This is a genomic window from Staphylococcus casei (genome assembly GCF_030294405.1).
Lineage (GTDB): Bacteria > Bacillota > Bacilli > Staphylococcales > Staphylococcaceae > Staphylococcus > Staphylococcus succinus.
This window is the reverse complement of the sequence record NZ_CP125718.1, coordinates 1,805,508-1,830,292: the sequence shown is the minus strand read 5'-3', so window position 1 is coordinate 1,830,292 and position 24,785 is coordinate 1,805,508. Positions and strand designations below refer to the sequence as shown.

The 24,785-nt window shown below is 33.2% G+C and carries 24 protein-coding genes; 23 read left to right on the top strand and 1 reads right to left on the bottom strand.

Translation table 11 applies throughout. The annotated features are described in order from the left end of the window. The first annotated feature begins 12 nt into the window (after positions 1-12). The 5 genes from QMO72_RS08825 (at position 13) to QMO72_RS08805 (ending at position 3,660) form a co-directional block, all read left to right on the top strand. The gene (locus tag QMO72_RS08825; RefSeq protein ID WP_286093172.1) at positions 13-1,473 is read left to right on the top strand and encodes a glycosyltransferase family 2 protein; all 1,461 of its coding nucleotides are present in this window, start codon (positions 13-15) and stop codon (positions 1,471-1,473) included. Then, the gene (locus QMO72_RS08820) at positions 1,458-1,895 is read left to right on the top strand and encodes a DUF5776 domain-containing protein (RefSeq protein WP_286093171.1); all 438 of its coding nucleotides are present in this window, start codon (positions 1,458-1,460) and stop codon (positions 1,893-1,895) included. The genes QMO72_RS08825 and QMO72_RS08820 overlap by 16 nt, the downstream gene beginning before the upstream one ends. A gap of 620 nt (positions 1,896-2,515) precedes the next feature. Then, on the top strand, positions 2,516-2,650 hold the full coding sequence (locus QMO72_RS08815) for a beta-class phenol-soluble modulin (protein WP_103267409.1): 135 nt from the start codon (positions 2,516-2,518) through the stop codon (positions 2,648-2,650). 48 nt (positions 2,651-2,698) lie between these two features. Beyond that, complete coding sequence (locus tag QMO72_RS08810) at positions 2,699-2,833, top strand: beta-class phenol-soluble modulin (RefSeq protein WP_069824316.1); 135 nt, start codon at positions 2,699-2,701, stop codon at positions 2,831-2,833. Between the two features lie 143 nt (positions 2,834-2,976). Then, on the top strand, positions 2,977-3,660 hold the full coding sequence (locus tag QMO72_RS08805) for a YjjG family noncanonical pyrimidine nucleotidase (protein WP_103267408.1): 684 nt from the start codon (positions 2,977-2,979) through the stop codon (positions 3,658-3,660). A 42-nt stretch (positions 3,661-3,702) separates the two neighbouring features. Here QMO72_RS08805 and QMO72_RS08800 read toward each other — a convergent pair whose 3' ends face one another. Then, positions 3,703-4,146: an N-acetyltransferase gene (locus tag QMO72_RS08800; RefSeq protein ID WP_103267407.1), complete on the bottom strand. Its 444-nt coding sequence runs from the start codon at positions 4,144-4,146 to the stop codon at positions 3,703-3,705. Between the two features lie 283 nt (positions 4,147-4,429). Here QMO72_RS08800 and bshC point away from each other — a divergent pair, with 283 nt between their 5' ends. The 18 genes from bshC to QMO72_RS08710 all read left to right on the top strand — a co-directional run bounded on the left by bshC (position 4,430) and on the right by QMO72_RS08710 (position 24,783). Next, on the top strand, positions 4,430-6,043 hold the full coding sequence (gene bshC / locus QMO72_RS08795) for a bacillithiol biosynthesis cysteine-adding enzyme BshC (RefSeq protein WP_103267406.1): 1,614 nt from the start codon (positions 4,430-4,432) through the stop codon (positions 6,041-6,043). Positions 6,044-6,192: 149 nt separating this feature from the next. Continuing rightward, entirely contained in the window at positions 6,193-6,624 is a 432-nt protein-coding gene (mraZ, locus tag QMO72_RS08790; protein WP_046836163.1) for a division/cell wall cluster transcriptional repressor MraZ, read from the top strand. 14 nt (positions 6,625-6,638) lie between these two features. After that, the gene (gene rsmH, locus QMO72_RS08785; RefSeq protein WP_103267405.1) at positions 6,639-7,574 is read left to right on the top strand and encodes a 16S rRNA (cytosine(1402)-N(4))-methyltransferase RsmH; all 936 of its coding nucleotides are present in this window, start codon (positions 6,639-6,641) and stop codon (positions 7,572-7,574) included. Positions 7,575-7,588: 14 nt separating this feature from the next. Beyond that, positions 7,589-7,981, top strand: a complete 393-nt coding sequence (ftsL, locus tag QMO72_RS08780) for a cell division protein FtsL (RefSeq protein WP_046836165.1) — start codon at positions 7,589-7,591, stop codon at positions 7,979-7,981. Continuing rightward, positions 7,962-10,190 (top strand): penicillin-binding protein, encoded by a 2,229-nt coding sequence (locus tag QMO72_RS08775; RefSeq protein WP_103267404.1) that lies wholly within the window; start codon positions 7,962-7,964, stop codon positions 10,188-10,190. Before ftsL ends, QMO72_RS08775 begins: the two co-directional genes overlap by 20 nt. Positions 10,191-10,401: 211 nt before the next feature. After that, positions 10,402-11,367, top strand: a complete 966-nt coding sequence (gene mraY, locus QMO72_RS08770; RefSeq protein ID WP_103267403.1) for a phospho-N-acetylmuramoyl-pentapeptide-transferase — start codon at positions 10,402-10,404, stop codon at positions 11,365-11,367. A 1-nt stretch (position 11,368) separates the two neighbouring features. Beyond that, positions 11,369-12,718, top strand: a complete 1,350-nt coding sequence (murD, locus tag QMO72_RS08765) for a UDP-N-acetylmuramoyl-L-alanine--D-glutamate ligase (RefSeq protein ID WP_103267402.1) — start codon at positions 11,369-11,371, stop codon at positions 12,716-12,718. A gap of 15 nt (positions 12,719-12,733) precedes the next feature. Continuing rightward, positions 12,734-13,621 carry a cell division protein FtsQ/DivIB gene (locus QMO72_RS08760; RefSeq protein WP_103267401.1) on the top strand — a complete coding sequence of 296 codons (888 nt, stop codon included), beginning with the start codon at positions 12,734-12,736 and terminating at the stop codon, positions 13,619-13,621. Between the two features lie 106 nt (positions 13,622-13,727). Then, complete coding sequence (gene ftsA / locus QMO72_RS08755; protein ID WP_103267400.1) at positions 13,728-15,143, top strand: cell division protein FtsA; 1,416 nt, start codon at positions 13,728-13,730, stop codon at positions 15,141-15,143. Between the two features lie 29 nt (positions 15,144-15,172). Then, positions 15,173-16,345, top strand: a complete 1,173-nt coding sequence (ftsZ, locus tag QMO72_RS08750; protein WP_103267399.1) for a cell division protein FtsZ — start codon at positions 15,173-15,175, stop codon at positions 16,343-16,345. Between the two features lie 258 nt (positions 16,346-16,603). After that, positions 16,604-17,392 (top strand): peptidoglycan editing factor PgeF, encoded by a 789-nt coding sequence (gene pgeF / locus QMO72_RS08745; protein WP_103267398.1) that lies wholly within the window; start codon positions 16,604-16,606, stop codon positions 17,390-17,392. Between the two features lie 17 nt (positions 17,393-17,409). After that, a complete protein-coding gene (locus QMO72_RS08740) occupies positions 17,410-18,084 on the top strand; it encodes a YggS family pyridoxal phosphate-dependent enzyme (protein WP_103267397.1) in 675 nt (224 codons plus the stop codon). A gap of 5 nt (positions 18,085-18,089) precedes the next feature. Further along, positions 18,090-18,689, top strand: a complete 600-nt coding sequence (locus QMO72_RS08735; RefSeq protein ID WP_046836173.1) for a cell division protein SepF — start codon at positions 18,090-18,092, stop codon at positions 18,687-18,689. A 12-nt stretch (positions 18,690-18,701) separates the two neighbouring features. After that, complete coding sequence (locus QMO72_RS08730; protein WP_046836174.1) at positions 18,702-18,992, top strand: YggT family protein; 291 nt, start codon at positions 18,702-18,704, stop codon at positions 18,990-18,992. A gap of 109 nt (positions 18,993-19,101) precedes the next feature. Next, a complete protein-coding gene (locus QMO72_RS08725; RefSeq protein WP_103267396.1) occupies positions 19,102-19,881 on the top strand; it encodes a YlmH family RNA-binding protein in 780 nt (259 codons plus the stop codon). A gap of 161 nt (positions 19,882-20,042) precedes the next feature. Beyond that, a complete protein-coding gene (locus tag QMO72_RS08720) occupies positions 20,043-20,618 on the top strand; it encodes a DivIVA domain-containing protein (protein WP_103267395.1) in 576 nt (191 codons plus the stop codon). Between the two features lie 274 nt (positions 20,619-20,892). Further along, positions 20,893-23,643, top strand: coding sequence for an isoleucine--tRNA ligase (gene ileS, locus QMO72_RS08715; protein ID WP_103267394.1), 2,751 nt, complete (start codon positions 20,893-20,895; stop codon positions 23,641-23,643). A 345-nt stretch (positions 23,644-23,988) separates the two neighbouring features. Next, entirely contained in the window at positions 23,989-24,783 is a 795-nt protein-coding gene (locus QMO72_RS08710) for a VOC family protein (RefSeq protein ID WP_103267393.1), read from the top strand. The last annotated feature ends 2 nt before the right edge of the window (positions 24,784-24,785 follow it).

The following is a 24,785-nucleotide window of genomic DNA, read 5'->3' as shown; positions in this document are numbered from 1 at the left end:
GGGAATTGTGAATTGGAAAAATTTCTATCTATTATAGTACCTGTGTATAATAAAGAATTATTTCTAGATGCATGCATTGAATCGATAAATAAGTTGGAAATAAATAAAGCAAAAATTGAAGCTATATTTGTCGATGATTGTTCTAGTGATAATTCGTTGAAAATTCTTGATGCATATGTGGATAAATATGATTTTATTAAAATGATTAAATTGGAAGAGAATACAGGCAGTCCTTCAGAGCCTAGAAATATGGGTATTAGAGAAGCTAAAGGACGATATATTACTTTTCTAGATGCTGATGATTGGTTAGACCCAATTGGATTACCGACATTATTAAATCAAGCAATTGAAAATAATTCAGATGTAGCATTTGGACATAGTATCAAGCATGCAGATAATTCGATTAGTAAATTAGGGAGATTTACATCGTATAAAGTGGCGAATAACCTGGTTCCATATGAAATTAACAAAATTTTTAGAGCTGTAGGGCCCCCAGGTAAAATAATAAAAAGAGATATTATTGTAAATAATAATATCGAATTTAAACAATTGAAATTTGGCGAAGATAAGTTATTCTTTATCAATGCTATTTCTAAATGTAAAAGTGCTTCGATGAATTCAATACCTGTTTATCATGTAAATAGATATACTGAAAATCAATCGCTTGTTGGTGAAACAAGTATTATTGAGAAAACAAATTACAATTTAATTGTACTAAAAGAAGTTCTAAAATTAGATTTGCCAGAACGAGCTGAATTTCAAGCTATTAGCAGAATCGTTGAGGTAGATTTCATATCTCGTTTATTCAATGGTCATAGGTTCTTGAAAAATAATAATAAAGAAGATTTTTATCATTTATTTGATGATATGGTAGCTACATTGAAGCAACACAATAAGAATGTAGAAGATTACATTGTAGAAGATAAGTACAAGAATATTTATCAATTATTAATCAATAAAGATTATGAAAAACTTTTTGAATATATCTCCATGCTGCTTAAAGGTGGTAAAGGGGATAGATATGTTAAGGACAATCAAGTGCATTTTGCTATGCCGGACAGTTTAAAAGCATGCATACCAATTAAGGAAGCTATATTTGCTGTTTATGAAGGCACACAAGTTATTAATGATCAATTAACAGAGGTTATTAGAGTATATAAAGATGATAACGTAAAAATAGATAAAGTAAGGCTCACTGAAATATATAACGAACCTAATGAAATAGAGGTGGATTTTTATGAAAATGCAAACTATATATATATAAATACAGATGAATTAAATAAATGTGATTATAATTTTAATATCAATCTCATTCATGATGAGTATAAACCATACAAAGTAAATATGAATTTGCCGAATGGTAATAGTCATTTGAATTTAAAGAGACAAAATTTCAAAGCTGAATTTATAATGAAACAACAGAAAAAAGAAAAAAAGCAGAGACAAAACAATATTTTATGTATAATCCTGTAACGGTTTCAGTACGCAAAAAAATATATCTCTATAAAGACGTTGAATTTACTGAACGCGTTGAGCAAAATGTTGAAATTGGTGAGGTACTAGAGATCAGTGAGATTAGGTTTACAAAGAAAGGTACGCCAAGACTCATAACAATAGAAGGTCATGTTATTACAGCGAATAGAGATTTTGTTACGCGTGTGAATAAAAGTAAGTCCAATCAATATATATTTCAGAACCCACATAGCGTCATTGCTATAAAAAATTGTAAAGTTTATGAAAATAGAAATTTTAAGAGTGATCCAGTAAATGAAATTAAAGCAAAACAAAGCGTAGATATTCAAAAAATAGTACTTTCCTCTAAAGGTACACCAAGACTTAAAACAATCAATGGCACGTATATCACTGCCAACCGAAATATTGTTAAAGAAGTATAAAATATTAAGTTTAGATGATGGATTATATTACTTAAAAAGAGAATAATAAAAATAATTTTCTGGTTTTTAAACTTTAGATAGAATTATATATAACAATCATAACTTTCTTTATGATAATTTATAAAATATATAAATGAAATATAAAAAATATGTTTCGAAACATATTTAAAAAGGTATGAGTATATTAGCTATAAGAAAATAATAAGTATTATTGATTAATTTGCGGAAATACGCTGCTTAAATTTAAGTAGCGTATTTATTTTTTTATAAATAAATACGCTACGTAATATTATACATAATATATAAATGAAAAGTAGGATGGTGTATAAAAGTTAAAATAATTTCACATTAAAGAAACATGACTTTAATGTGAAATTAATTGTATTGCGTGTTATTAAATTGTTGTAAATACAGTTAAGCATTCAAAACTGTTTCGAACAATGTATAAAATGACGAAAACTGCTCGTTTATAGCTAAGTAAGAAAAATTCCACAATTATATCAAGTATTATTCTATATTAAAAGTAACAAAACGATGACTTACAAAATGGTTAAACAAAGTTATCGTCTTCAACATAATTTCAGTCACAAACATTTTAACTTTTAAAAGGAGTGTTTATAATGGAAGGTTTATTTGAAGCAATTAAGAACACAGTGCAAGCAGGGATTGCTGGAGATAGCGCTAAGTTAGGGACAAGTATCGTAGATATTGTATCAAATGGCGTAAGCATAGTAGCAAAATTATTCGGATTCTAGGCATTATACCATAACCAATGAAATATATAAGAAAAGGAGATAATAACTATGGAAGGTTTATTTGAAGCAATTAAAAACACAGTGCAAGCAGGGATTGCTGGAGACAGCGCTAAATTAGGCACAAGCATTGTAGATATCGTATCAAGCGGCGTAGGTATATTGGCAAAATTATTTGGATTCTAAATATGAACAGTGACGATGGCTAGGGTGATAACCTTAGCCATTTTTTTATGTATAAAAAAAGTGTATACTCAAAATAATATATGATTTAAGTACAAATAACTTATAACGATTTATTATTAAAGCTTAAAAGGAGAATGTATAATATGAAAGCTAGAGATATACTTGTAGACTTTGATGATACACTTGTTGATTTTCATGATGCTGAAGCATATGCTTTTTTTAAAATGACGCAAAAGTATAATTTAAACAGTACTCATAGTGATTTAGAATTATTCATGAAAGTTAACCAATCACATTGGGAAGCGTTTCAACAAGAGAAAATAACAAAAGATGAAGTGCTAAGTAAAAGGTTTGAAGCTTATTTTGCGCTACATCAAATTGAAGTAGATGGCAGTGAGGCAGATTATATATTCAGAGATGAATTAGCAAATGCACCAATTAAATATTTTGATCATACACTTGAAACATTAAAACGGTTAAAAGATAATCATAATTTATATATTGTTACTAATGGTGTGTTAGAAACGCAAGAGAGACGTATCGAGAAAACACCTTTTGGAGGTTGGTTTAAAGGTGTTTTTGTTTCGGAGCAAACTGGATATCAAAAGCCGATGCCTGAGTTTTTTGATTATGTATTTGATAAGATAGGGGAAGATAGAAGAAAGCATGCCATAATTGTTGGAGATTCTATAACTTCTGATATTTTAGGTGGGAAAAACGCCAAAATTAATACATGTTGGTTTAACCCACGCAATAATAGTAATGAAACAGATATTAGTCCTGATTATACGATTCGTTCACTAAAAGAATTGGAATTATACATATAAAAAGGATTGAACTAGATAATTAGCTAGTTCAATCCTTTTTATTTATTCTGGTGCCCATATGAGCACATCATGACCATCTTTGTTTGTTTCGCCTAAATCTTTAAATCCTTGTTTAATAAAAAAATCTTTGGATTGATTGCGGGCAATCACTTTAATAGGTAAACCTTGTGCTTTAGCGTGATTTAATAAAGCTGTACCATAACCACGATCTTGGAAGTCGCGTAATACTTCTAATTTCCATATGATGTTATAATCATCGTATTCAGGGAAATGGACTTCTTCTACTTCTCCTTTACGGTACAAGGCCATACGCGCGCCCAATCTATCACCGACATATACGCCGTAAAAAGGTGAATCTGAGCTAGCATCAATCATTTCTCCACGTAATTCATCGACTAAATATAAGTCTTCATTTCCAAAGTTCCTAAAATCTTCAAACAGTTCATCCGTTTTATAATTTATATCAAGATGTTTTACATTACTCATAAACCGTTCCCCCTTTGTTTTCTTAATTATTATTATACCTTATTTATAATGATATTTCACAAAAATGACGGTTGTAAACACATTAGCTAAAAATCACTTTAAATAAAACTATTGTTTAACACAATTGACTTTAATTAAGGGAAAATAGGAGGATGCAACAATTTATAGAATCTTATATAAGTGCATAACATAAAAAAATTTAATATTATAAGCCGTTAAATTGTCAACAAAGTACATAAACTTTATACTGATTAGGAATAGAGTAACATAAGGAGAATTATGAATGGATTGTATGACTAAGAAACTTAATGAGCAAGATCAATTTATTTCTAAAATTAAACAAAGCGATTCAATGTTAGCTCAGTTTTATCACATGGATGCGATGGATTCTAAAAGCTATCAGCAAAGGTTATTGAACGAAAGTAACGGAAGAGAAACAGAATTAGCTCATGTGATAGAACAGTATATGAGTGACTTAGAGTTAACTGAAGCACAAAATAAGCATATTAAATTATTAAGTGAAGGCGCAAAAGTAGTTGTAGGCGGACAACAAGCAGGTTTATTTGGGGGACCTTTATACACTTTTCACAAAATTTTTTCTATCATTACATTAAGTCAAAGTCTATCTAAAGATTATGACACTGATGTAGTACCTGTCTTTTGGATTGCTGGAGAGGATCATGATTTTGATGAAGTGAATCATACCTATGTATATAATAACCATGATGCTAATTTACATAAAATCAAATATCATACAATGGTTCCTCCGGAAACAAGTGTATCCCGTTATCAGCCAGATAAAACACAATTAAAAGAAACGTTAGCTCAATTTTTCAAACAAATGAATGAAACCCCACATTCTAAACCGTTGCTAGAAATCTGTCGTAATATTATAGATCGCTACGATAGTTGGACGGATATGTTTAAAGCGTTATTGCATGAAGTGTTTAAGACTTATGGGCTTTTAATGATAGATGCTAACGACCCTGCATTACGTAAATTAGAGCAACCATTTATAAAGCAAATCATTGAACAACATCAAGAAGTTGATGATGCTTTTCGAGCAACACAAGCGCAAACCGTTCAAGCTGGTTTAGATCAAATGATACAAACGGATACAAATGTACATTTGTTTTTACATGAAGATAATATGAGACAATTACTTTCTTTTAAAGAGGGTTACTTCCATTTAAATAAATCCAATAAGACAATATCAAAAGAAGCTTTATTGGATATTCTCGAATCGGAACCTGAAAGGTTTTCTAATAATGTTGTTACGAGACCTGTAATGGAAGAGTGGTTATTTAATACAGTTGCATTTGTTGGAGGTCCTAGTGAAATAAAATATTGGACTGAGCTGAGTGAAGTGTTTAATGTTTTAGGGGTTTCTATGCCTGTAGTCTTACCGAGATTACGTATAAGCTATATTAATGAAAGAACTGAAAAATTATTATCACAATATCAATTAGATATAACACAAATCATCGCAAACGGTATTCAAGATGATAAACAGAAGTTTGTTCGAGCACAAGCTTCACAAAATTTTATTGATAAAATCGATGCTATAAAAGCGAAACAGGAACAATTATATCAAGATTTGAAAATAGAAGTACAAGGTAACAATGATAATGAAGTATTAGTAGAAAAAAACAACGCGATTCATCAAAAACAGTATGACTATCTTGTAAATAGATACTTGTTAAATATCGAAAGAGAAAATGAAATTAGTATGAAACATTTTAAAGAGTTGAGTGAAGCGCTTCACCCTATGGCAGGATTGCAAGAAAGAATATGGAATCCGCTACAAATTATGAATGATTTTGGGATTGATGTGTTTAGTCCCACCACCTATCCACCACTTCCTTATACTTTTGATCATATTATATTGAAACCTTAGAGGCTGTAAGGAATACCCCGATTCATCTATAAGATGAATCGGGGGTTTTTTTATGTGAAATGATAAATTTGGGCGAAAATTATATAATTAGTGGAGGATAGTGGTGAGATGTGGTAAATTATATATATGAGAAGGTGAGGTGATTATAAATGTTCATGGGGGAATACGAACACCAGCTGGATACGAAGGGACGTATGATTGTTCCTTCTAAGTTTCGTTATGACTTAAATGAACGTTTTGTAATCACCCGAGGCCTTGATAAATGTTTGTTTGGCTATACTTTGGAAGAATGGCAAGTTATTGAAGAGAAAATGAAGACATTACCAATGACTAAAAAAGACGCACGTAAATTCATGCGTATGTTTTTCTCGGGAGCGATTGAAGTAGAGTTAGATAAACAAGGGCGTATTAACATTCCGCAAAATTTGCGACAATATGCTAATTTAAGCAAAGAGTGCACAGTAATCGGCGTCTCAAATCGAATTGAAATTTGGGATAGAGAAACTTGGAACAGCTTCTATGAAGAATCTGAAGATAGCTTTGAAGATATTGCTGAAGACTTAATTGATTTTGACTTTTAAATGGAGGCGTTAAATTGTTTCATCATGTCAGCGTAATGCTTAAGGAGACCATTGATTATTTGAATATTAAAGCAGATGGCGTGTATGTCGACTGTACATTAGGTGGAGCTGGACATGCCCTCTATTTACTAGAACAACTCGATGACAATGGTCGCCTTATAGCAATAGATCAAGATACAACTGCAATTGAAAATGCAAAAGAAGTATTAAAAGAACATCTACATAAAGTCACCTTTGTCCATAGCAACTTTAGAAAATTAACTGAAATTTTAGATGATTTGAATATTGAAAAAGTTGATGGGATATATTATGACTTAGGCGTTTCAAGTCCACAATTGGACGTGCCTGAGAGAGGTTTTAGTTATCACCATGATGCGAAGTTAGATATGCGAATGGATCAGACACAATCATTATCAGCTTATGAAGTGGTAAATGATTGGAAATTTGAAAGTTTAGTAAGAATCTTCCATAGATATGGGGAAGAGAAGTTTTCAAAACAAGTCGCTAGGCGTATCGAACAAAATAGAGAGCAAAAGCCAATCGAAACTACACTAGAGCTTGTAGATATCATAAAAGAAGGTATACCAGCCAAAGCGAGACGTAAAGGCGGGCACCCAGCCAAAAGGATTTTCCAAGCAATTAGAATTGCAGTAAATGATGAATTATCAGCTTTTGAAGATTCATTAGAACAGGCAATTGATGCGGTGAAAGTAGACGGTAGAATTTCAGTGATAACATTCCATTCATTAGAAGATCGTTTATGTAAACAAATGTTTCAAGAATATGAAAAGGGACCAGACGTCCCAAGAGGATTGCCAGTCATACCTGAAGCATACACGCCTAAATTGAAACGCGTTAATCGCAAGCCTATAACAGCTGCTGATGACGATTTAGAAACAAATAACCGAGCACGTAGTGCTAAGTTACGTGTTGCAGAAATATTAAAATAAGGAGTGAATGTTGAGTGGTAGCAGAGAAGATATATCAACCTTATAATGATGTCGAACAACCGATTCCTGAGTCGAAACCATCGACCCAGACCAAAACCGTAAAACGTAAGGTTGTCGTACAACTTACTAAATTCGAAAAAATGTTATACATAGGTCTTATAACAATAATTGCTTTGATTAGTATTTATATGCTATCTTTGAAAATGGATGCGTATGATACTCGAGGAAAAATTGCAGATTTAGATACTAAAATCGAAAAACAATCAAGTGAAAACAGCGCAATAGAATCTGAAATTAAAAAGAACTCATCATATGAACGCATTTACAATAAGGCTAAAGACCAAGGAATGAGCCTTAAGAACGACAATGTAAAGGTAGTGCGTAATAATGACGAAGCGAAGAATTAGATTTAAAAAGCCAAACTTACCAATTAAACAAAATAAAATAGGGGCAGTCCTACTGATTCTCGGATTCGGACTGCTCTTTTTTACGTTGGTTTTAAGATTTTCATATATTATGTTGACTGGACATTCTTCGGGCCAAGATTTAATCATGAAAGCGAACGAAAAATATTTAGTTAACAGCCAAGAGCAACCTGAACGAGGAAAAATATATGATCGAAATGGTAAAGTTCTTGCAGAAGATGTGGAACGTTATAAACTGGTTGCTATCGTAGATAAAAAAGCAAGTGCAGGTAGTGATAAACCCAAGCACGTTGTCGATAAAAAGAAAACTGCTAAAAAATTAGCTACTGTAGTAGATATGTCTGCAAAAGAGATTGAAACGAAGTTAGAAAATAAAAAAGCGTTCCAAGTCGAATTTGGACAAAAAGGTACAGACATAACCTATCAACAAAAAGAAAAGATAGAGAAAATGAACCTTCCAGGAATCACACTTTACCCTGAAACTGAGCGTTTTTATCCAAATGGTAATTTTGCATCTCATTTAATAGGAATCGCACAAAAAGATCCTGAAAGTGGAGATTTAAAAGGCGCAATGGGTGTCGAAAAGATCTTTGATAGCTATTTAACTGGACGAAAAGGAACATTATCATATATTCATGATATTTGGGGTTATATTGCACCAAATACTAAGAAAGAAAAAACTCCTCAACGTGGTGATGATGTACATTTAACTATAGATTCCAATATACAAGTATTTGTGGAGGAAGCATTAGATAGTATGGTTGACCGGTATAAACCAAAAGATTTATTTGCAGTTGTAATGGATGCACATACTGGCGAAATTCTTGCCTCAAGTCAAAGACCGACATTTAATCCTGAAACAGGTAAAGGTTTTGGTGAAAAATGGGCAAATGACTTGTATCAAAATACGTATGAACCCGGTTCAACATTTAAATCGTTTGGACTAGCTGCGGCCATTCAAGAAGGTAAATTCCAACCAAATAAAAAATATACAGCAAGACCAAGAGATGTGATGGGCTCAAAAATTTCTGACTGGAACAAAGTGGGTTGGGGAGATATCCCAATGACATTAGGGTTCACGTATTCATCTAATACATTAATGATGCATTTACAAGATTTAGTTGGCACAGATAAAATGAAATCATGGTATGAAAAATTTGGTTTCGGTAAGTCGACTCATGGCATGTTTGACGGTGAAGCTACAGGTGGTATTGCCTGGGATAATGAAGCGCAACAAAAAACTTCTGCTTTCGGTCAATCTACAACAGTTACACCGGTACAAATGCTAAAAGCACAATCATCATTCTTCAATGATGGTAATATGTTGAAGCCGTGGTATGTTGACAATATCACTAACCCCGTTAGTAAGGATACTTACTATAAAGGTAAGAAAGAATATGCTGGTAAACCAATCACTAAAGACACTGCTAAGAAAGTAAGAACTGAGTTAGATAAAGTTGTGAATAGTGAAGACAGTCATGCGGCAAACTATAGAGTGGATGGTTATGATGTAGCTGGTAAGACTGGTACTGCCCAAGTGGCAGATCCAGATAACGGAGGATATGTAGAAGGAGAGAATCCTTATTTCGTAAGCTTTATCGGTGATGCGCCTAAAGATGACCCTGAAGTGATTGTGTATGCAGGTATGAGCTTAGCCCAACAAAACGACCAAGAAGCATACGAAATGGGTGTAAGTAAAGCCTTTAAACCAATTATGGAAAACACACTGAAATATCTGAATGTTGGAGATAAAAACTCTAAAGATACAGCAGATGTTAAATATAGTAAAGTACCTAATGTTGAAGGCTTAGAAACTCAAAAAGCAGAAGATAAAATCAATGGTAAGTCACTAGAACCTATTGTTATCGGCGATGGAGAGAAAGTCACGAAACAGTCTATAACTGCGGACAGAGAACTCTTGCCGAATAGTAAAGTGCTACTGCTTACTGATGGTGACATCACGATGCCTGATATGACTGGGTGGACGAAAGAAGAAGTGATTGCATTTGAAAACTTAACGAATACTAAGGTAACTACGAAAGGTAGTGGTTTTGTTTCTAATCAATCGGTAACTAAAGGACAGCAAGTCAGTAAAAATGACAAGATTGAAGTGACCTTATCTTCAGAAGAAGTCGATGGGGAGTCTAGTTCTAGTAGTACGAAAAGTACAAGCAAATCAAAAGATAAATAATTGAACCTAACAAAACAATGTTTTATGATTTAATATCGAAGTCATATAAGCACGTTTATTCTTAAGCATTGGGGGTCTTAAAAAGTAGTAGATAAGAAATCAATAATCAAATAATGAGAAGTTGATTTCTCGATTTACTACTCACCCTATACATATTGTAATAACTTAGCATTACGACTTAATCCAATTTAAATATATGAAGGAGCATAATATGGTTTATTTACTCGCAATCATCGCACTGTTAATCACGTTTATATTAGTCCCAGTATTAATTCCGACTTTAAAGAAAATGAAATTTGGTCAAAGTATTAGAGAAGAAGGTCCTCAAAGCCACATGAAAAAAACAGGTACGCCAACTATGGGGGGGCTTACATTTTTAATAAGTATTATTGTTACATCGATTTTAGCTATTATTTTAACGGATAGTTCAAATCCAATTATTTTATTACTATTTGTAACACTTGGATTTGGTTTGATCGGTTTTATAGACGATTATATTATTGTAGTTAAAAAAAATAACCAAGGCTTAACAAGTAAACAAAAGTTTCTTGCACAAATTGGAATTGCAGTTATTTTCTTCATTTTAAGCCAAGTATTTAATTTAACTGACTTTTCTACAGGTATCCATATTCCGTTTGTAGGCATCGAGGTTCCACTTTCTATTGCATATGTGGTATTCATTGTTTTTTGGCAAGTAGGCTTTTCAAATGCTGTGAATTTAACAGACGGTTTAGATGGATTGGCAACAGGGTTATCTATTATAGGATTTGTAATGTATGCCATCATGGCCTATTTTCAAGGTGCAACGTCTATCGGATTATTCTGTGTCATCATGATTTTTGCTTTGCTTGGTTTCTTACCATTTAATTTAAATCCGGCAAAAGTATTTATGGGAGATACAGGTAGTTTAGCATTAGGTGGTATATTCGCTACAATTTCCATCATGCTTAACCAAGAATTGTCACTTATTTTTATAGGTTTCGTATTTGTTGCTGAAACGCTATCAGTAATGATTCAAGTAACATCTTTCAAATTAACAGGAAAAAGAATATTCAAGATGTCTCCGCTACATCATCATTTCGAGTTAGTTGGTTGGAATGAGAAAAAAGTGGTTACAGTATTTTGGACAGTTGGCTTGATTTCAGGACTTATTGGTCTGTGGATTGGAGTGAATTAAATTGCTAAGTTATACAGGTTTAAAAGATAGAAATGTGTTAGTCATTGGATTAGCGAAAAGTGGTTATGAAGCAGCTAAGTTGTTACATAAACTAGGTGCAAATGTGATAGTGAATGATGGTAAAGATTTAAGTCAAGATTCACATGCTAAAGATTTAGAACATATGGGTATAACAGTTATTGGTGGTGAACACCCATTATCTTTATTGGATAATAATCCGATTATTGTCAAAAACCCAGGCATTCCTTATACAGTACCATTAATTGAAAAAGCACTAGAAAAAGATTTGAAAATTTTAACAGAAGTTGAGTTAAGCTATCTCATTTCAGAAGCACCAATTATCGGTGTTACAGGCACTAACGGTAAAACGACTGTCACATCATTAATTGGTGACATGTTTCAAAAGAGTAGAGTTACTGGCAAAGTTTCAGGTAACATCGGTTATGTGGCATCGAAAGTAGCGCAAGAAGTATCAAAAGATGATTATCTAATCACTGAATTATCATCTTTCCAACTTTTAGGGATAGATCAATACAAGCCGCACATAGCAATTATTACTAATATCTACTCAGCGCATCTCGACTATCATGAAACGTTAGATAATTATCAAAATGCCAAAAAAAGAGTTTATGAAAACCAAACTGAAAATGATTATTTAATTTGTAATTATCATCAAAGACAATTAATTGAATCAGAGTCTGTAAAAGCAAAAACATATTATTTCTCTACTGAACAAGAAGTAGATGGTATTTATGTTAAAGATGGCTATATCGTTTTTAAAGGATTTAGAATAATCCATAAAAATGAACTAGTATTACCTGGAGACCATAACTTAGAAAATATTTTGGCAGCAGTATTGGCAGCATTACTCGCAGGTGTATCAGTAAGGGCGATTATTGAAAGCTTGACGACATTCTCAGGGATTGAACATAGATTGCAGTATATTGGCGCGAATAAGACCAATAAATATTATAACGACTCAAAAGCTACGAACACATTAGCAACACAATTTGCTTTGAATTCATTTGAACAACCGATTATATGGTTATGCGGTGGTTTAGATCGTGGTAATGATTTCGATGAACTTATTCCTTATATGAACAATGTGAGAGTGATGGTTACTTTTGGGGAAACGCAAAGTAAATTTGTGAAGTTAGGCGAAAGCCAAGGTAAATACGTGGTTCAAGCAACTGATGTGGAAGATGCAGTTGATAAGATACAAGATATTATTGAAGCAAATGACGTAGTCTTATTGTCACCGGCATGTGCAAGTTGGGATCAATATAATACATTTGAAGAGCGTGGAGATAAATTTATTAATAGCTTCAAAACGCACTTACCGTCTTTTTAAAGGATGTGAAAAATAATGGCTGATAAAGTAAGTGAATTTGACTCTGAATATTTAAAACAAAAACGAGAACTGCGAAAGAAAAGGCAGAAGCAAATTCAATATTCAGTATTTGGGGTACTGTTATTTATCATTGTGCTAATTCTTATATATATGTTCACACCTTTAAGTAAGATAAGTAGTGTGGAAATTAAAGGAAATCATAACGTTTCGAAAAGTGAGATTAATAAAACAATAGATGTTAAAGATGATGCTAGAATGTATACGTATAGTACTTCAAAAGCTGAAGACCAATTGAAAAAAAATACTTTAGTAAAAGATGTAAAGATTACTAAACACTTTCCTAACAAAATGACAGTAGATGTAACTGAAGACCAAATTGTCGCATTGATAAAGAAAGATGATAAATATATACCTATTACAGAAGATGGTACAGAGCTAGATAATTATGATGGGAATTCAGTTGATGACGGTCCAATTTTAGAAGGTTTCAAGAGGGACAATAAAGAGCAAATGATTCACCAACTCGCTGAAATACCATCTAAGGTGAGAAGTACGATTGCTGAAGTGCAATATGATCCTCAAGCAAATGCACAAAATCAAATTAAACTTTTCACTACCGATGACATACAAATTGTTGGGAACTTGAATACAATTGGCAATAAAATGAAGTATTACCCACAAATGTCTCAGTCGCTTGAACGTGACGAATCAGGTAACTTGAAACAAGCTGGTTATATTGATTTATCAGTAGGAGCATCCTTTATCCCATATAGTGGTGATAGCGATACTAAGGCCGCTAGTGACAAAAACGTAGAAAAAGGATCAACACAAGAAGACAAAGCAAAAAATGAATTACAAAGTGCATTAAACAAGATAAATAAGAAGTCAGACAAAAATAATTAAAAAATTTCGACAAATACATGTGTTTATAGTTCACAACCGTTAAATCGTATTGTAAACTGTTAATAGTGTGAACTTGAATAAGTTATTTGTCAGGAGGTGCCTATCTATGGAAGAGCATTATTATGTAAGTATAGATATCGGTTCATCAAGTATTAAAACAATAGTAGGCGAAAAATTTCACAATGGCATTAATGTGATAGGTACAGGACAAACCTACACAAGTGGAATAAAAAATGGACAGATTGATGATTTTGATATCGCGAAACAAGCGATTAAAGATACAATTAAAAAAGCTTCTATTGCTTCAGGAGTAGATATTAAGGAAGTATTTTTAAAACTTCCTATTATTGGGACTGAAGTGTTTGATGAATCCAATGAAATTGAATTTTATGAAGATACTGAATTAGACGGTACACATATTGAAAGTGTACTTGAAGGTATCCGTGAAAAAAATGAAGTACCAGATACAGAGATAATTAACGCATTCCCAATTAAATTTGTAGTTGATGGGGATAATGAAGTTTCAGATCCTAAAGAATTAATTGCTAGACATGGCTTGAAAGTAGAAGCTGGTGTTATCGCAATTCAAAAGTCAATTTTAATCAATATGATTAAATGTGTTGAATCTGCTGGTGTAGATGTATTAGATGTATATTCTGATGCATACAACTTTGGTTCAGTTCTATCAGCTACTGAAAAAGAATTAGGTGCGTGTGTCATTGATATTGGTGAAGACCTTACACAAATTGCATTTTATGAACGAGGTGAACTTGTTGATGGTGATGCAATCGAAATGGCTGGCCGTGATATTACTGAAGATATCGCAGAAGGTTTAAATACATCTTATGAAACAGCTGAAAAAGTTAAACATCAATATGGTCACGCTTTCTTTGAATCTGCTTCCGATCAAGATATTTTCACTGTTGATCAAACAGATAGTGATGAAGAAGCACAATTTACACAAAAAGATTTAGCAGACATTATTGAAGCACGTTTGGAAGATATATTCTTTGAAATTTTTGATGTGTTACAAGAATTAGGACTTACTAAAGTTAATGGTGGCTTCGTGATTACAGGAGGGTCAGCTAACTTATTAGGTGTCAAAGAATTACTACAAGATATGGTGAGTGAAAAAGTGAGAATACATACACCATCACAAATGGGTATTAGAAAACCTGAGTTCTCATCAGCAATTTCTACAATTTCTAGTAGCATTACTTTCGATGAAATGCTAGATTATGTTACAATAAGTAATCATGACAGTGAAGAATTCGAAGAAGAAGTCATTGAATCTGATGATAGAGAAAACAATACAAAATCAAGCGGATTTGATTGGTTCAAGAAAAAATCGAATAAGCAAGAAGAATCGCAATCACCAACATCTGATTCGGAACAACAACATGTAAAAGAGGATTACGAGGAAAAAGTAAACGTCGATGAAGACGCTGAAGGTAAACCTCAACATAAAGATGATAAAGAAGAAGGTAAATTTAAAAAACTGATGAAATCTCTATTCGATTGATTGGCCATTAAAACTAGGAGGAAATATAAATGTTAGAATTTGAACAAGGATTTAATCATTTAGCGACGTTAAAAGTCATCGGTGTAGGGGGCGGCGGAAATAACGCTGTAAACCGTATGATTGACCATGGTATGAACAATGTTGAATTTATTTCTATCAATACGGATGGACAAGCTTTAAACTTATCTAAAGCAGAATCTAAAATCCAAATTGGTGAAAAGTTAACTCGTGGTTTAGGTGCAGGTGCGAATCCAGAAATTGGTAAAAAAGCCGCTGAAGAATCACGCGAACAAATTGAAGATGCTATCCAAGGTGCCGATATGGTGTTCGTAACTGCTGGTATGGGTGGCGGCACGGGTACTGGTGCAGCTCCAGTTGTAGCGAAAATCGCTAAAGAAATGGGTGCATTAACAGTTGGTGTCGTTACACGTCCGTTTGGTTTCGAAGGCCGTAAACGTCAAACACAAGCAGCAGCTGGTGTAGAAGCTATGAAAGCAGCTGTAGATACATTAATCGTCATTCCAAATGATCGTTTATTAGATATTGTTGATAAATCAACACCAATGATGGAAGCGTTCAAAGAAGCAGATAATGTTTTACGCCAAGGTGTTCAAGGTATTTCTGACTTAATCGCTGTATCAGGTGAAGTAAACCTTGACTTTGCAGATGTTAAGACAATTATGTCTAACCAAGGTTCAGCTTTAATGGGAATTGGTGTTTCTTCTGGTGAGAATCGTGCAGTAGAAGCAGCTAAAAAAGCAATTTCTTCACCATTATTAGAAACTTCTATTGTAGGCGCTCAAGGTGTGCTTATGAACATCACTGGTGGCGAATCACTTTCACTTTTCGAAGCACAAGAAGCTGCAGATATCGTTCAAGATGCTGCAGACGAAGATGTGAATATGATTTTTGGTACTGTAATTAATCCAGAATTACAAGATGAAATCGTGGTAACAGTGATTGCAACTGGTTTTGAAGATAAACCATCAGCGCAAGGGCGTAAAGCTTCTAACACTACATTTGGTAGCAGTGCAACAAGCAGTACACCAAAAGAAGAAGCATTTGCTTCAAGCCAAGCAAGTGTATCTCAACAACCAACTGAAAGTGCTAGTGAAGGCAGAAGTCATACTACAAATGAAGATGACATTCCAAGCTTTATTAGAAATAGAGAAGAACGACGTTCAAGAAGAACTAGACGTTAAATTTATTGTTTAAGTTAATCTAACAGGACGTAATTCATATAAATTAAAAGCTATAGTAAGTAACGATAAATGTTAAAATGATGTCATCAGGTCCAAAGATCTGATGACTTTTTTGGATTAATTTGAAAGTGTTAATCCAAAATAACTATTCATCTTACAAGTTTAAGAGAAATTTGAGTAAATATATAAAACCAAAGTAAGTGGTTATATTAATGTTATAAGAAAGTTTTACAATAACATTTATTGGAGGTAAGTAGTATGCAAGAGAGATTCAAGAAGGATAGCCACATATTGAGGTATGAGACAAGCCAATTAGAAAATGTAATATTGGGTATAACTACTAGAGAAGATGGTTTGAGTCCTTATCCCAAAGAAGCATTTAACTTAGCTAGGTATATTGATGATGATCCTATAAATATTACACAGCATCAAGAGCAACTTGCAGCTACAATCCATTATCCAAGAGAGCAATGGGTGTTTCCAATACAAACCCACGAAAATAAAGTGGTTGAAGTAACAGATGAAGACAAAGGGACGAATATCGATGCATTGTCAGATGGTCTATATGGTGTAGATGGTATGTATACTTATCAATCTAATATATTGCTAACGATGTGTTATGCAGATTGTGTGCCTATTTACTTTTATAGTGAACCACACCATTTTGTAGGATTAGCGCATGCGGGTTGGAGAGGAACAGTTGGTCAAATTGTTAATGAGATGGTAAGTAAAGTTGATTTTGATATTAAGGATTTACAAGTTGTTATCGGTCCTGCGACATCATCTACGTATGAAATTAATGATGATATTAAATCAAAATTTGAACAACTACCTATTGATACTAATCAGTTTATTGATACAAGAGCTGAGGATAGACATGGTATCGATTTAAAACAAGCCAATGCTTTGCTACTCGAATATGCAGGGGTTCCTAAAGATAATATTTACATTACAAATTATGCTACGTCAGAGGATTTATCTTTATTTTTCTCATATAGAGTTGAAAAAGGAAACACAGGACGCATGTTAGCATTTATTGGTCAATAATGGAGAGGTGTAAAGAATTGAACGTACAACAAAATTTAGAACAGATTAATGAAGAATTAAAAGTACACTGTAAAAAAGCGCACGTTTCAACATTGCCAAACGTGATTGCAGTAACAAAGTATGTTACAATAGACCGAGCTAATGATGCATATTATGCGGGAATTAGGCATTTTGGTGAGAACCGTATAGAAGGTTGTCTTCAGAAAAAACAAGCGTTACCAGATGATATCGTAATGCACTTTATCGGTTCGTTACAAACAAGAAAAGTTAAAGAAGTGATTAATGACATTGATTACTTTCATGCATTAGATCGTTTGAAATTAGCAAAAGAAATTAATAAAAGAGCTGAACATAAAATTAAATGTTTTGTTCAAGTAAATGTTTCAGGAGAATCGTCTAAACAAGGTGTTTCTCTAGAAGACGTCAACACTTTTATTGAGGATTTAGAACAATTCGAAAAGATAGAAGTAGTTGGTCTTATGACTATGGCTCCACTAACTGAAGATGAGCCATATATTAAGAGCTTGTTTCAACCATTAAGATTAAAAAGAGATGAAATTAAAGCGCTCAATTTAAATTATGCACCGTGTAAGGAGCTATCTATGGGAATGAGCAATGATTTTCATATAGCTGCTGAAGAAGGGGCATCATTTGTGAGAATTGGGACTAAACTTGTAGGAAAAGAGGAGTGAGCCCCGTGGCTTTAAAAGATTTATTTAGTGGATTTTTCGTGGTTGAAGAAGAAGATGACGAATTAGAAGCGCCACCAGAAGAAGAAAAAGATAAACAACAAAATAAACAACAAGCGCAGTCTCAAACCAATTTTAGAGAACAACCAAATAATGAAAATATAGAACGTCAAAAATCGATACAATCCGTGCCCAAAAAACAATCATCGAGGTTACAACAATCATCCGGTGAAAGGAAGTATCAAATGAATAACAATACACCCAAAAATAATACTAGGAACGTTGTGAATATGAATAATCAAGAACAAGACAATTTTGATTTTGCACAAGAAAGTTCTAAAATGTGTTTATTTGAACCACGTGTATTTTCTGATACACAAGACATTGCAGATGAATTAAAAAACCGTCGTGCGACTTTGGTTAATCTACAACGCATAGATAAGGTTTCTGCCAAACGTATTATAGACTTTCTAAGTGGTACTGTATATGCTATCGGCGGTGACATTCAGCGTGTAGGCTCAGATATATTCTTGTGTACACCTGATAATGTTGAAGTAGCAGGTAATATTACAGACCAAATTGAAAATATGGAATACCAAGGTGAATAGAGGTAGAAATAAATGGATATAAGTTTATTAGCGAGTATATTTAAATTTATTTTATTCTTGGTTCAAATTTATTACTATGGCATGATTGTATACTTCTTTATGTCATGGATACCTAATGCAAGAGAAAATAAATTTGGTCGATTTTTACAAAAGATATATGAACCCTTTTTAGAGCCATTTCGTAAAATTGTTCCACCCATCGGTATGATAGATATCTCATCGATTGTTGCAATAATTGTACTTGTATTGTTCCAAAGAGGATTAATGAGTATTTTTAATATGATTTTGAATTATATGGCTTAAACTTGTATATCTTATAGATAAAGTTTAAAGTATACTTATGACTAACGTATAAAATAAATGAGAAGCACCTAACGTTGTATAACGCGAGGTGCTTTGTATTGTATTTGGAGTGATTTACATCGATATATATCAACATTTTAGAAAAGAAGAACATGCATTAATAGATGAACTTATAGACAAGTGTCATCGTGCGAATGATCAATATGCGCCTGTATTAACTACATTCCTTGACCCTCGTGGGCAATACATTATGAGCGTTATTGTCGGTAGCTTTGACGATTTAAATGTAACTTTTTATGGTGGGCCACATGCAGAAAGGAAAAGAGCGATTATTGCACCGACATATTATGAACCTGAAGTAGAGGCATTTGAAATCACCTTAATAGAAGTAGATTATCCTAAAAAATTTGTAACGTTACAACACCAACACGTGCTAGGTACAATAATGTCCTTAGGTATTGAAAGAGACCAATTGGGTGATATTTTAGTAGATGAAAATGTACAATTTACTTTGACAAAACAATTAGAATCTTATATTATATTGGAATTAAATAGAATTAAAGGTGCAACGGTTAAACTTAATTCTATTCCAATAAAAGATATGATACAATCAAAAGAGCAATGGCAAACCTTTGATACGACAGTGAGTGGTTTACGCTTGGATGTTGTGTTGAAAGAAATTATCCGTAAATCTCGGACAGTTGCCAAACAATTAATTGATAAGAAAAGAGTTAAGGTAAACCATACAATGATTGATTCAGCAGATTTCCAGCTAGATAGTGGTGATTTATTATCTATACAAGGTTTTGGGCGTGCAATGGTTACCGAAATTGGCGGCAAAACTAAAAAAGATAAAATACGCATTTCTTATAAAACTTTGTTCAAATGATGTTATACTGAAGGAGTAAAGTTTACACTGTCAATGATAATGCAAGTCATGAAATTGCAAATCAATACGCTGCATTAAAAAGTATTATTTATAAACAAATAAAGCTATTTCATATGTTTAATGAAATATCAAAATAGTGTATTATAGAGGGAGGATAACGCATGCCTTTTACACCAAATGAAATAAAAAGCAAAGAATTTACACAAGTGAAAACTGGCTATGAACCATCTGAAGTTAAAAATTATTTAGAACAATTAAGTAATGAAATTGTTCGTCTAAAAGAAGATAAAAATCAATTAGAAAAAGTAATTGAAGATAAAGAGACAAATATTCAATCTTATAAAGATGTGCATCAGTCAGTAAGTGATGCATTAATACATGCTAAACAAGCTGGGGAAGAGACAAAAGCCGCTGCTAACAAAGAAGCAGAAGCGACGATTGCTAAAGCTCAGTCAGAGGCAGATAAAATCGTAAATGACGCTGTTGAAAAAGCGCGTCGACTTTCATTCCAAACTGAAGATATGAAGCGACAATCTAAAATATTTAGATCACGTTTCCGTATGTTAGTTGAGGCACAACTCGATTTACTTAAAAATGAAGATTGGGATTATTTATTAAATTATGACCTTGATTCAGAACAAGTAACACAAGAAAATATTAACCACTTAAATGATAATGAGTTAACTGAGGAAGAAAAGGCGATGAAGGCTAAAGCAGAATCAGAACACAATTCATAATTATTTCAGATAGTAATAACAACAATGAATAACAGACACGTAAGTAGCACAATGCATATCACAGCGAGTTAGGGACAGTGTGAGCCTTTCATATGTCAGCTGCTTATATCACTGTTATAAACAATAGTATATGATATCAATGAGAGAACTCTAAGTTGAGTTAATCAGGGTGGTAACGCGGTTTATGTCGTCCCTGTTAATTGAACTTAGGGTTCTTTTTATTGACTGAACCACAAGAATTAAGACTGAAAATTGTAATAAGGAGTGTACAAAAATGGATTATAAAGAAACATTATTAATGCCAAAAACAGATTTTCCAATGCGCGGGGGGCTTCCGAATAAAGAGCCTAAGATCCAAGAAGAATGGGAAGAAAAAAATATCTATCAAAAAGTATTAGATAAAAATGCTGGTAATCCATCGTATATTTTACATGATGGACCACCATATGCTAATGGAAACTTGCACATGGGGCATGCATTGAATAAAATTTTAAAAGATATCATCACGAGATATAAATCGATGCGTGGATTTTATGCACCTTATGTACCAGGTTGGGACACACATGGTCTACCAATTGAGCAAGCATTAACTAAAAAAGGTATTAAGCGTAAAGAGCTATCAGTGGCCGAGTTCAGAGAAAAATGTAAAGCGTTCGCATTGAAACAAATTGAAGGTCAGAAAAAAGATTTTAAACGTTTAGGCATTAAAGGTGATTTTGATAATCCATATATCACATTAAACCCAGAATATGAAGCTGCGCAAATTCGTTTGTTTGGTGAAATGGCAGATAAAGGCCTTATTTATAAAGGTAAAAAACCTGTATATTGGTCTCCATCAAGTGAATCTTCATTAGCAGAAGCTGAAATTGAATATCAAGATAAGCGTTCAGCCTCAATTTATGTGGCTTTTGATGTAAAAGACGGTAAAGACCTTGTAGATGATGATGCTAAATTTATCATTTGGACAACAACACCGTGGACCTTGCCTTCAAATGTAGCGATTACAGTGCACCCTGATTTAACTTATGGACAATATAAGGTGAATGGTGAAAAATATATTATTGGTAAGGATTTAGTCAATGATGTAGTAGCAGCTTTAGATTGGGATGAAGATGCTGTTGAATTAGAAAAAGAATTTAAAGGTAAAGAATTAGAATATATTGAAGCGCAGCATCCATTTGTAGATCGTATTTCATTAGTTATTAATGGTTTGCATGTAACAACAGATGCTGGTACAGGATGTGTACACACAGCACCAGGACATGGTGAAGATGACTATGTTGTTGGACAAAAATATAAATTACCTGTCATTAGTCCTGTTGACGATAAAGGCGTATTTACTGAAGAAGCAGGCCAATTTGAAGGTATGTTCTATGATAAAGCGAATAAAGCAATTACCGATGTTCTTAACGAAAGTGGGGCATTATTAAAATTAGAATTTATCACACATAGTTATCCACATGACTGGCGTACTAAAAAACCCGTTATTTTTAGAGCTACACCACAATGGTTTGCTTCAATCGATAAAGTGCGTCAAGAAATCTTAGATGCTATCACGGATACAAACTTTAAAGTTGATTGGGGTAAAACACGTATCTTCAATATGATTCGTGATCGTGGTGAATGGGTAATATCACGTCAACGTGTATGGGGTGTACCTTTACCAGTATTTTATGCTGAAAATGGTGATATCATCATGACGAATGAAACGGTAAACCATGTTGCAGACTTATTCGAAGAATTTGGCTCAAATATTTGGTTTGAACGTGAAGCGAAAGATTTATTACCAGAGGGCTTTACACACGTGGGTAGCCCAAATGGTGTATTTACTAAAGAAACAGACATTATGGATGTTTGGTTTGATTCTGGTTCATCTCATCGCGCTGTTTTAGAAGGTCGTCCTGAATTATCTTACCCAGCAGATTTGTATTTAGAGGGTAGTGACCAATATCGTGGTTGGTTCAATTCATCTATCACAACTTCAGTTGCGACTAAAGGACAGTCACCGTATAACATGTTATTATCACATGGTTTTGTTATGGACGGTGAAGGTAAGAAAATGAGTAAATCATTAGGTAATACGATAGTGCCTGATACAATCGTTAAACAAAAAGGTGCAGACATTGCGCGTTTATGGGTAAGTAGTGTGGATTACCTTTCAGATGTTCGTATTTCAGATGAAATTTTAAAACAAACTTCTGATGTATATCGTAAAATTAGAAATACATTAAGATTTATGTTGGGTAATGTGAGTGATTATAATCCTGCTGTGAATGCTGTAGCTGAAGCAGATTTATTAGAAGTTGATAAATATTTATTAAGTAGATTACGTGAATTTACAGCAAATACATTAGACAATTATGATAACTATGACTATTTAGATATCTATCAAGAAGTTCAAAACTTTATTAATGTAGAATTAAGTAATTTCTATTTAGACTATGGTAAGGATATCCTGTATATTGAAGAACGTGATTCACATAAACGTCGCAGTATGCAAACTGTTTTATACCAAATTGTTGTAGATATGACGAAATTATTAGCGCCAATTTTAGCGCATACGGCAGAAGAAGTATGGTCACACATCCCACATGTGGAAGAAGAAAGTGTTCACTTAACGCTTATGCCAGAGCGTGTGGAAATTGATCGTGAATTCGTAGATAGATGGAATACATTTATGAAATTACGTGACGATGTCAACCGTGCCCTAGAGGTTGCGCGTAGTGAAAAAGTTATTGGTAAATCGCTAGAAGCTAAAGTTGTAATCGGTAGTAATGAAAACTTCGACGCAACTTCATTTTTACAACAATTTAGTGACTTACACCAACTTTTTATTACTTCACAAGCAGAAGTTGTTGATAACGTTGAAAGTGGCGTAGCATACCAACATGGTGATATTCACATTGAACATGCACACGGTGAAAAATGTGAGCGTTGTTGGAACTATAGTGAATCATTAGGTTCAGTAGGTGAATTAGATCACCTATGTCCACGTTGCCAAGAGGTCGTAAAGACACTTGTCTAGGTAAATGATTATAAAACATTGAGAGACATGTAAATACTTAAAGACCTATTTGTAATTTGCTAAAAGCAATTACAAATAGGTCTTTCTACTTTGTGAGATAGCGTAGAGCAGTCGCTTGATCATTACTAAAAATTACATTGGTTCATTTAAAGTTAGTGTGGGGCTTGTTGCTACTTTCGAAGATTTGATGGCGATGTATTAAAACGTAGTTACAGTAAAATATACTGCAATAGATCATTATAATTGTATTATGTTAACGATAAATGTTGAACAGATGGAATGATTTTTTATAATGATTTATAAAGCGTATAATAGGATAAATAGAAAGTAAGAAAGGTGTTATTTATGTTTCATAATAAAAACGACCATTTTGTAAATGGAATTACTTTGAACGTTAAAGATATAGAAGAAATGAAACATTTTTATAGTAATATATTAGGGTTAAATATTGTAACAGAATCCGCTTCAAACATACTATATCGGATTGGTGCACAAAATCACTTTATCTCTTTAAATCAAATAGAGGGAGGTAGAGAGCCATTAAGCGCAGAAGCGGGGTTATTTCATTTAGCCATTCAGTTAACATCACAATCAGCGTTAGCAGATATACTTGTTCAATTAAGTGACTTTAGTTTACCTGTGGATGGCGGAGAGAATCATTTAACAACCTCTTTATACCTTAATGATCCTGAGGGTAATGGATTGGAGTTTTATGTTGAAGCATATAATGAAGATTGGGGTAATCTTGAAGAACAAGTTGCTTTAGATACACTACCGATTAATGTCCCAAAGTTATTGACGCATGTTTCAACTCATCAATGGCAAGGTATACCGAATGAAAGTCAAATTGGCTATTTAAATTTAAAAACAATTGCATGGCATAAAGTGAAACCATATTACAAAGATTTCTTTCATCTTGAAGTTGCATCTTTAGATACAGATGAAGCACTCTACATGTCATCTAAAGGTGATTACCAGCATCTAGTTGTGAATAATTGGCAGTCATATATTAAAAGAATTGAAAATGATGTTACGTATGGTTTAGCTTGCGTTGATTGTTATTATCCGGATACTGCACATAAACGATTAACGGGCCCTGATGGAATACAGTTTCGTTTTAACTATTACGAGGTAGAGTGATG

Bases quoted from the DNA above. Each gene is read 5' to 3' on its own strand.
- QMO72_RS08760 (WP_103267401.1), top strand. From the start codon at position 12,734: ATGGCTGATAAAGTAAGTGAATTTGACTCTGAATATTTAAAACAAAAA.
- pgeF (WP_103267398.1), top strand. From the start codon at position 16,604: ATGCAAGAGAGATTCAAGAAGGATAGCCACATATTGAGGTATGAGACA.
- QMO72_RS08720 (WP_103267395.1), top strand. From the start codon at position 20,043: ATGCCTTTTACACCAAATGAAATAAAAAGCAAAGAATTTACACAAGTG.
- QMO72_RS08815 (WP_103267409.1), top strand. From the start codon at position 2,516: ATGGAAGGTTTATTTGAAGCAATTAAGAACACAGTGCAAGCAGGGATT.
- ileS (WP_103267394.1), top strand. From the start codon at position 20,893: ATGGATTATAAAGAAACATTATTAATGCCAAAAACAGATTTTCCAATG.
- QMO72_RS08775 (WP_103267404.1), top strand. From the start codon at position 7,962: ATGACGAAGCGAAGAATTAGATTTAAAAAGCCAAACTTACCAATTAAA.
- QMO72_RS08805 (WP_103267408.1), top strand. From the start codon at position 2,977: ATGAAAGCTAGAGATATACTTGTAGACTTTGATGATACACTTGTTGAT.
- QMO72_RS08710 (WP_103267393.1), top strand. From the start codon at position 23,989: ATGTTTCATAATAAAAACGACCATTTTGTAAATGGAATTACTTTGAAC.
- ftsA (WP_103267400.1), top strand. From the start codon at position 13,728: ATGGAAGAGCATTATTATGTAAGTATAGATATCGGTTCATCAAGTATT.
- QMO72_RS08810 (WP_069824316.1), top strand. From the start codon at position 2,699: ATGGAAGGTTTATTTGAAGCAATTAAAAACACAGTGCAAGCAGGGATT.
- mraZ (WP_046836163.1), top strand. From the start codon at position 6,193: ATGTTCATGGGGGAATACGAACACCAGCTGGATACGAAGGGACGTATG.
- ftsZ (WP_103267399.1), top strand. From the start codon at position 15,173: ATGTTAGAATTTGAACAAGGATTTAATCATTTAGCGACGTTAAAAGTC.
- QMO72_RS08730 (WP_046836174.1), top strand. From the start codon at position 18,702: ATGGATATAAGTTTATTAGCGAGTATATTTAAATTTATTTTATTCTTG.
- mraY (WP_103267403.1), top strand. From the start codon at position 10,402: ATGGTTTATTTACTCGCAATCATCGCACTGTTAATCACGTTTATATTA.
- QMO72_RS08800 (WP_103267407.1), bottom strand. From the start codon at position 4,146: ATGAGTAATGTAAAACATCTTGATATAAATTATAAAACGGATGAACTG.
- bshC (WP_103267406.1), top strand. From the start codon at position 4,430: ATGGATTGTATGACTAAGAAACTTAATGAGCAAGATCAATTTATTTCT.
- QMO72_RS08820 (WP_286093171.1), top strand. From the start codon at position 1,458: ATGTATAATCCTGTAACGGTTTCAGTACGCAAAAAAATATATCTCTAT.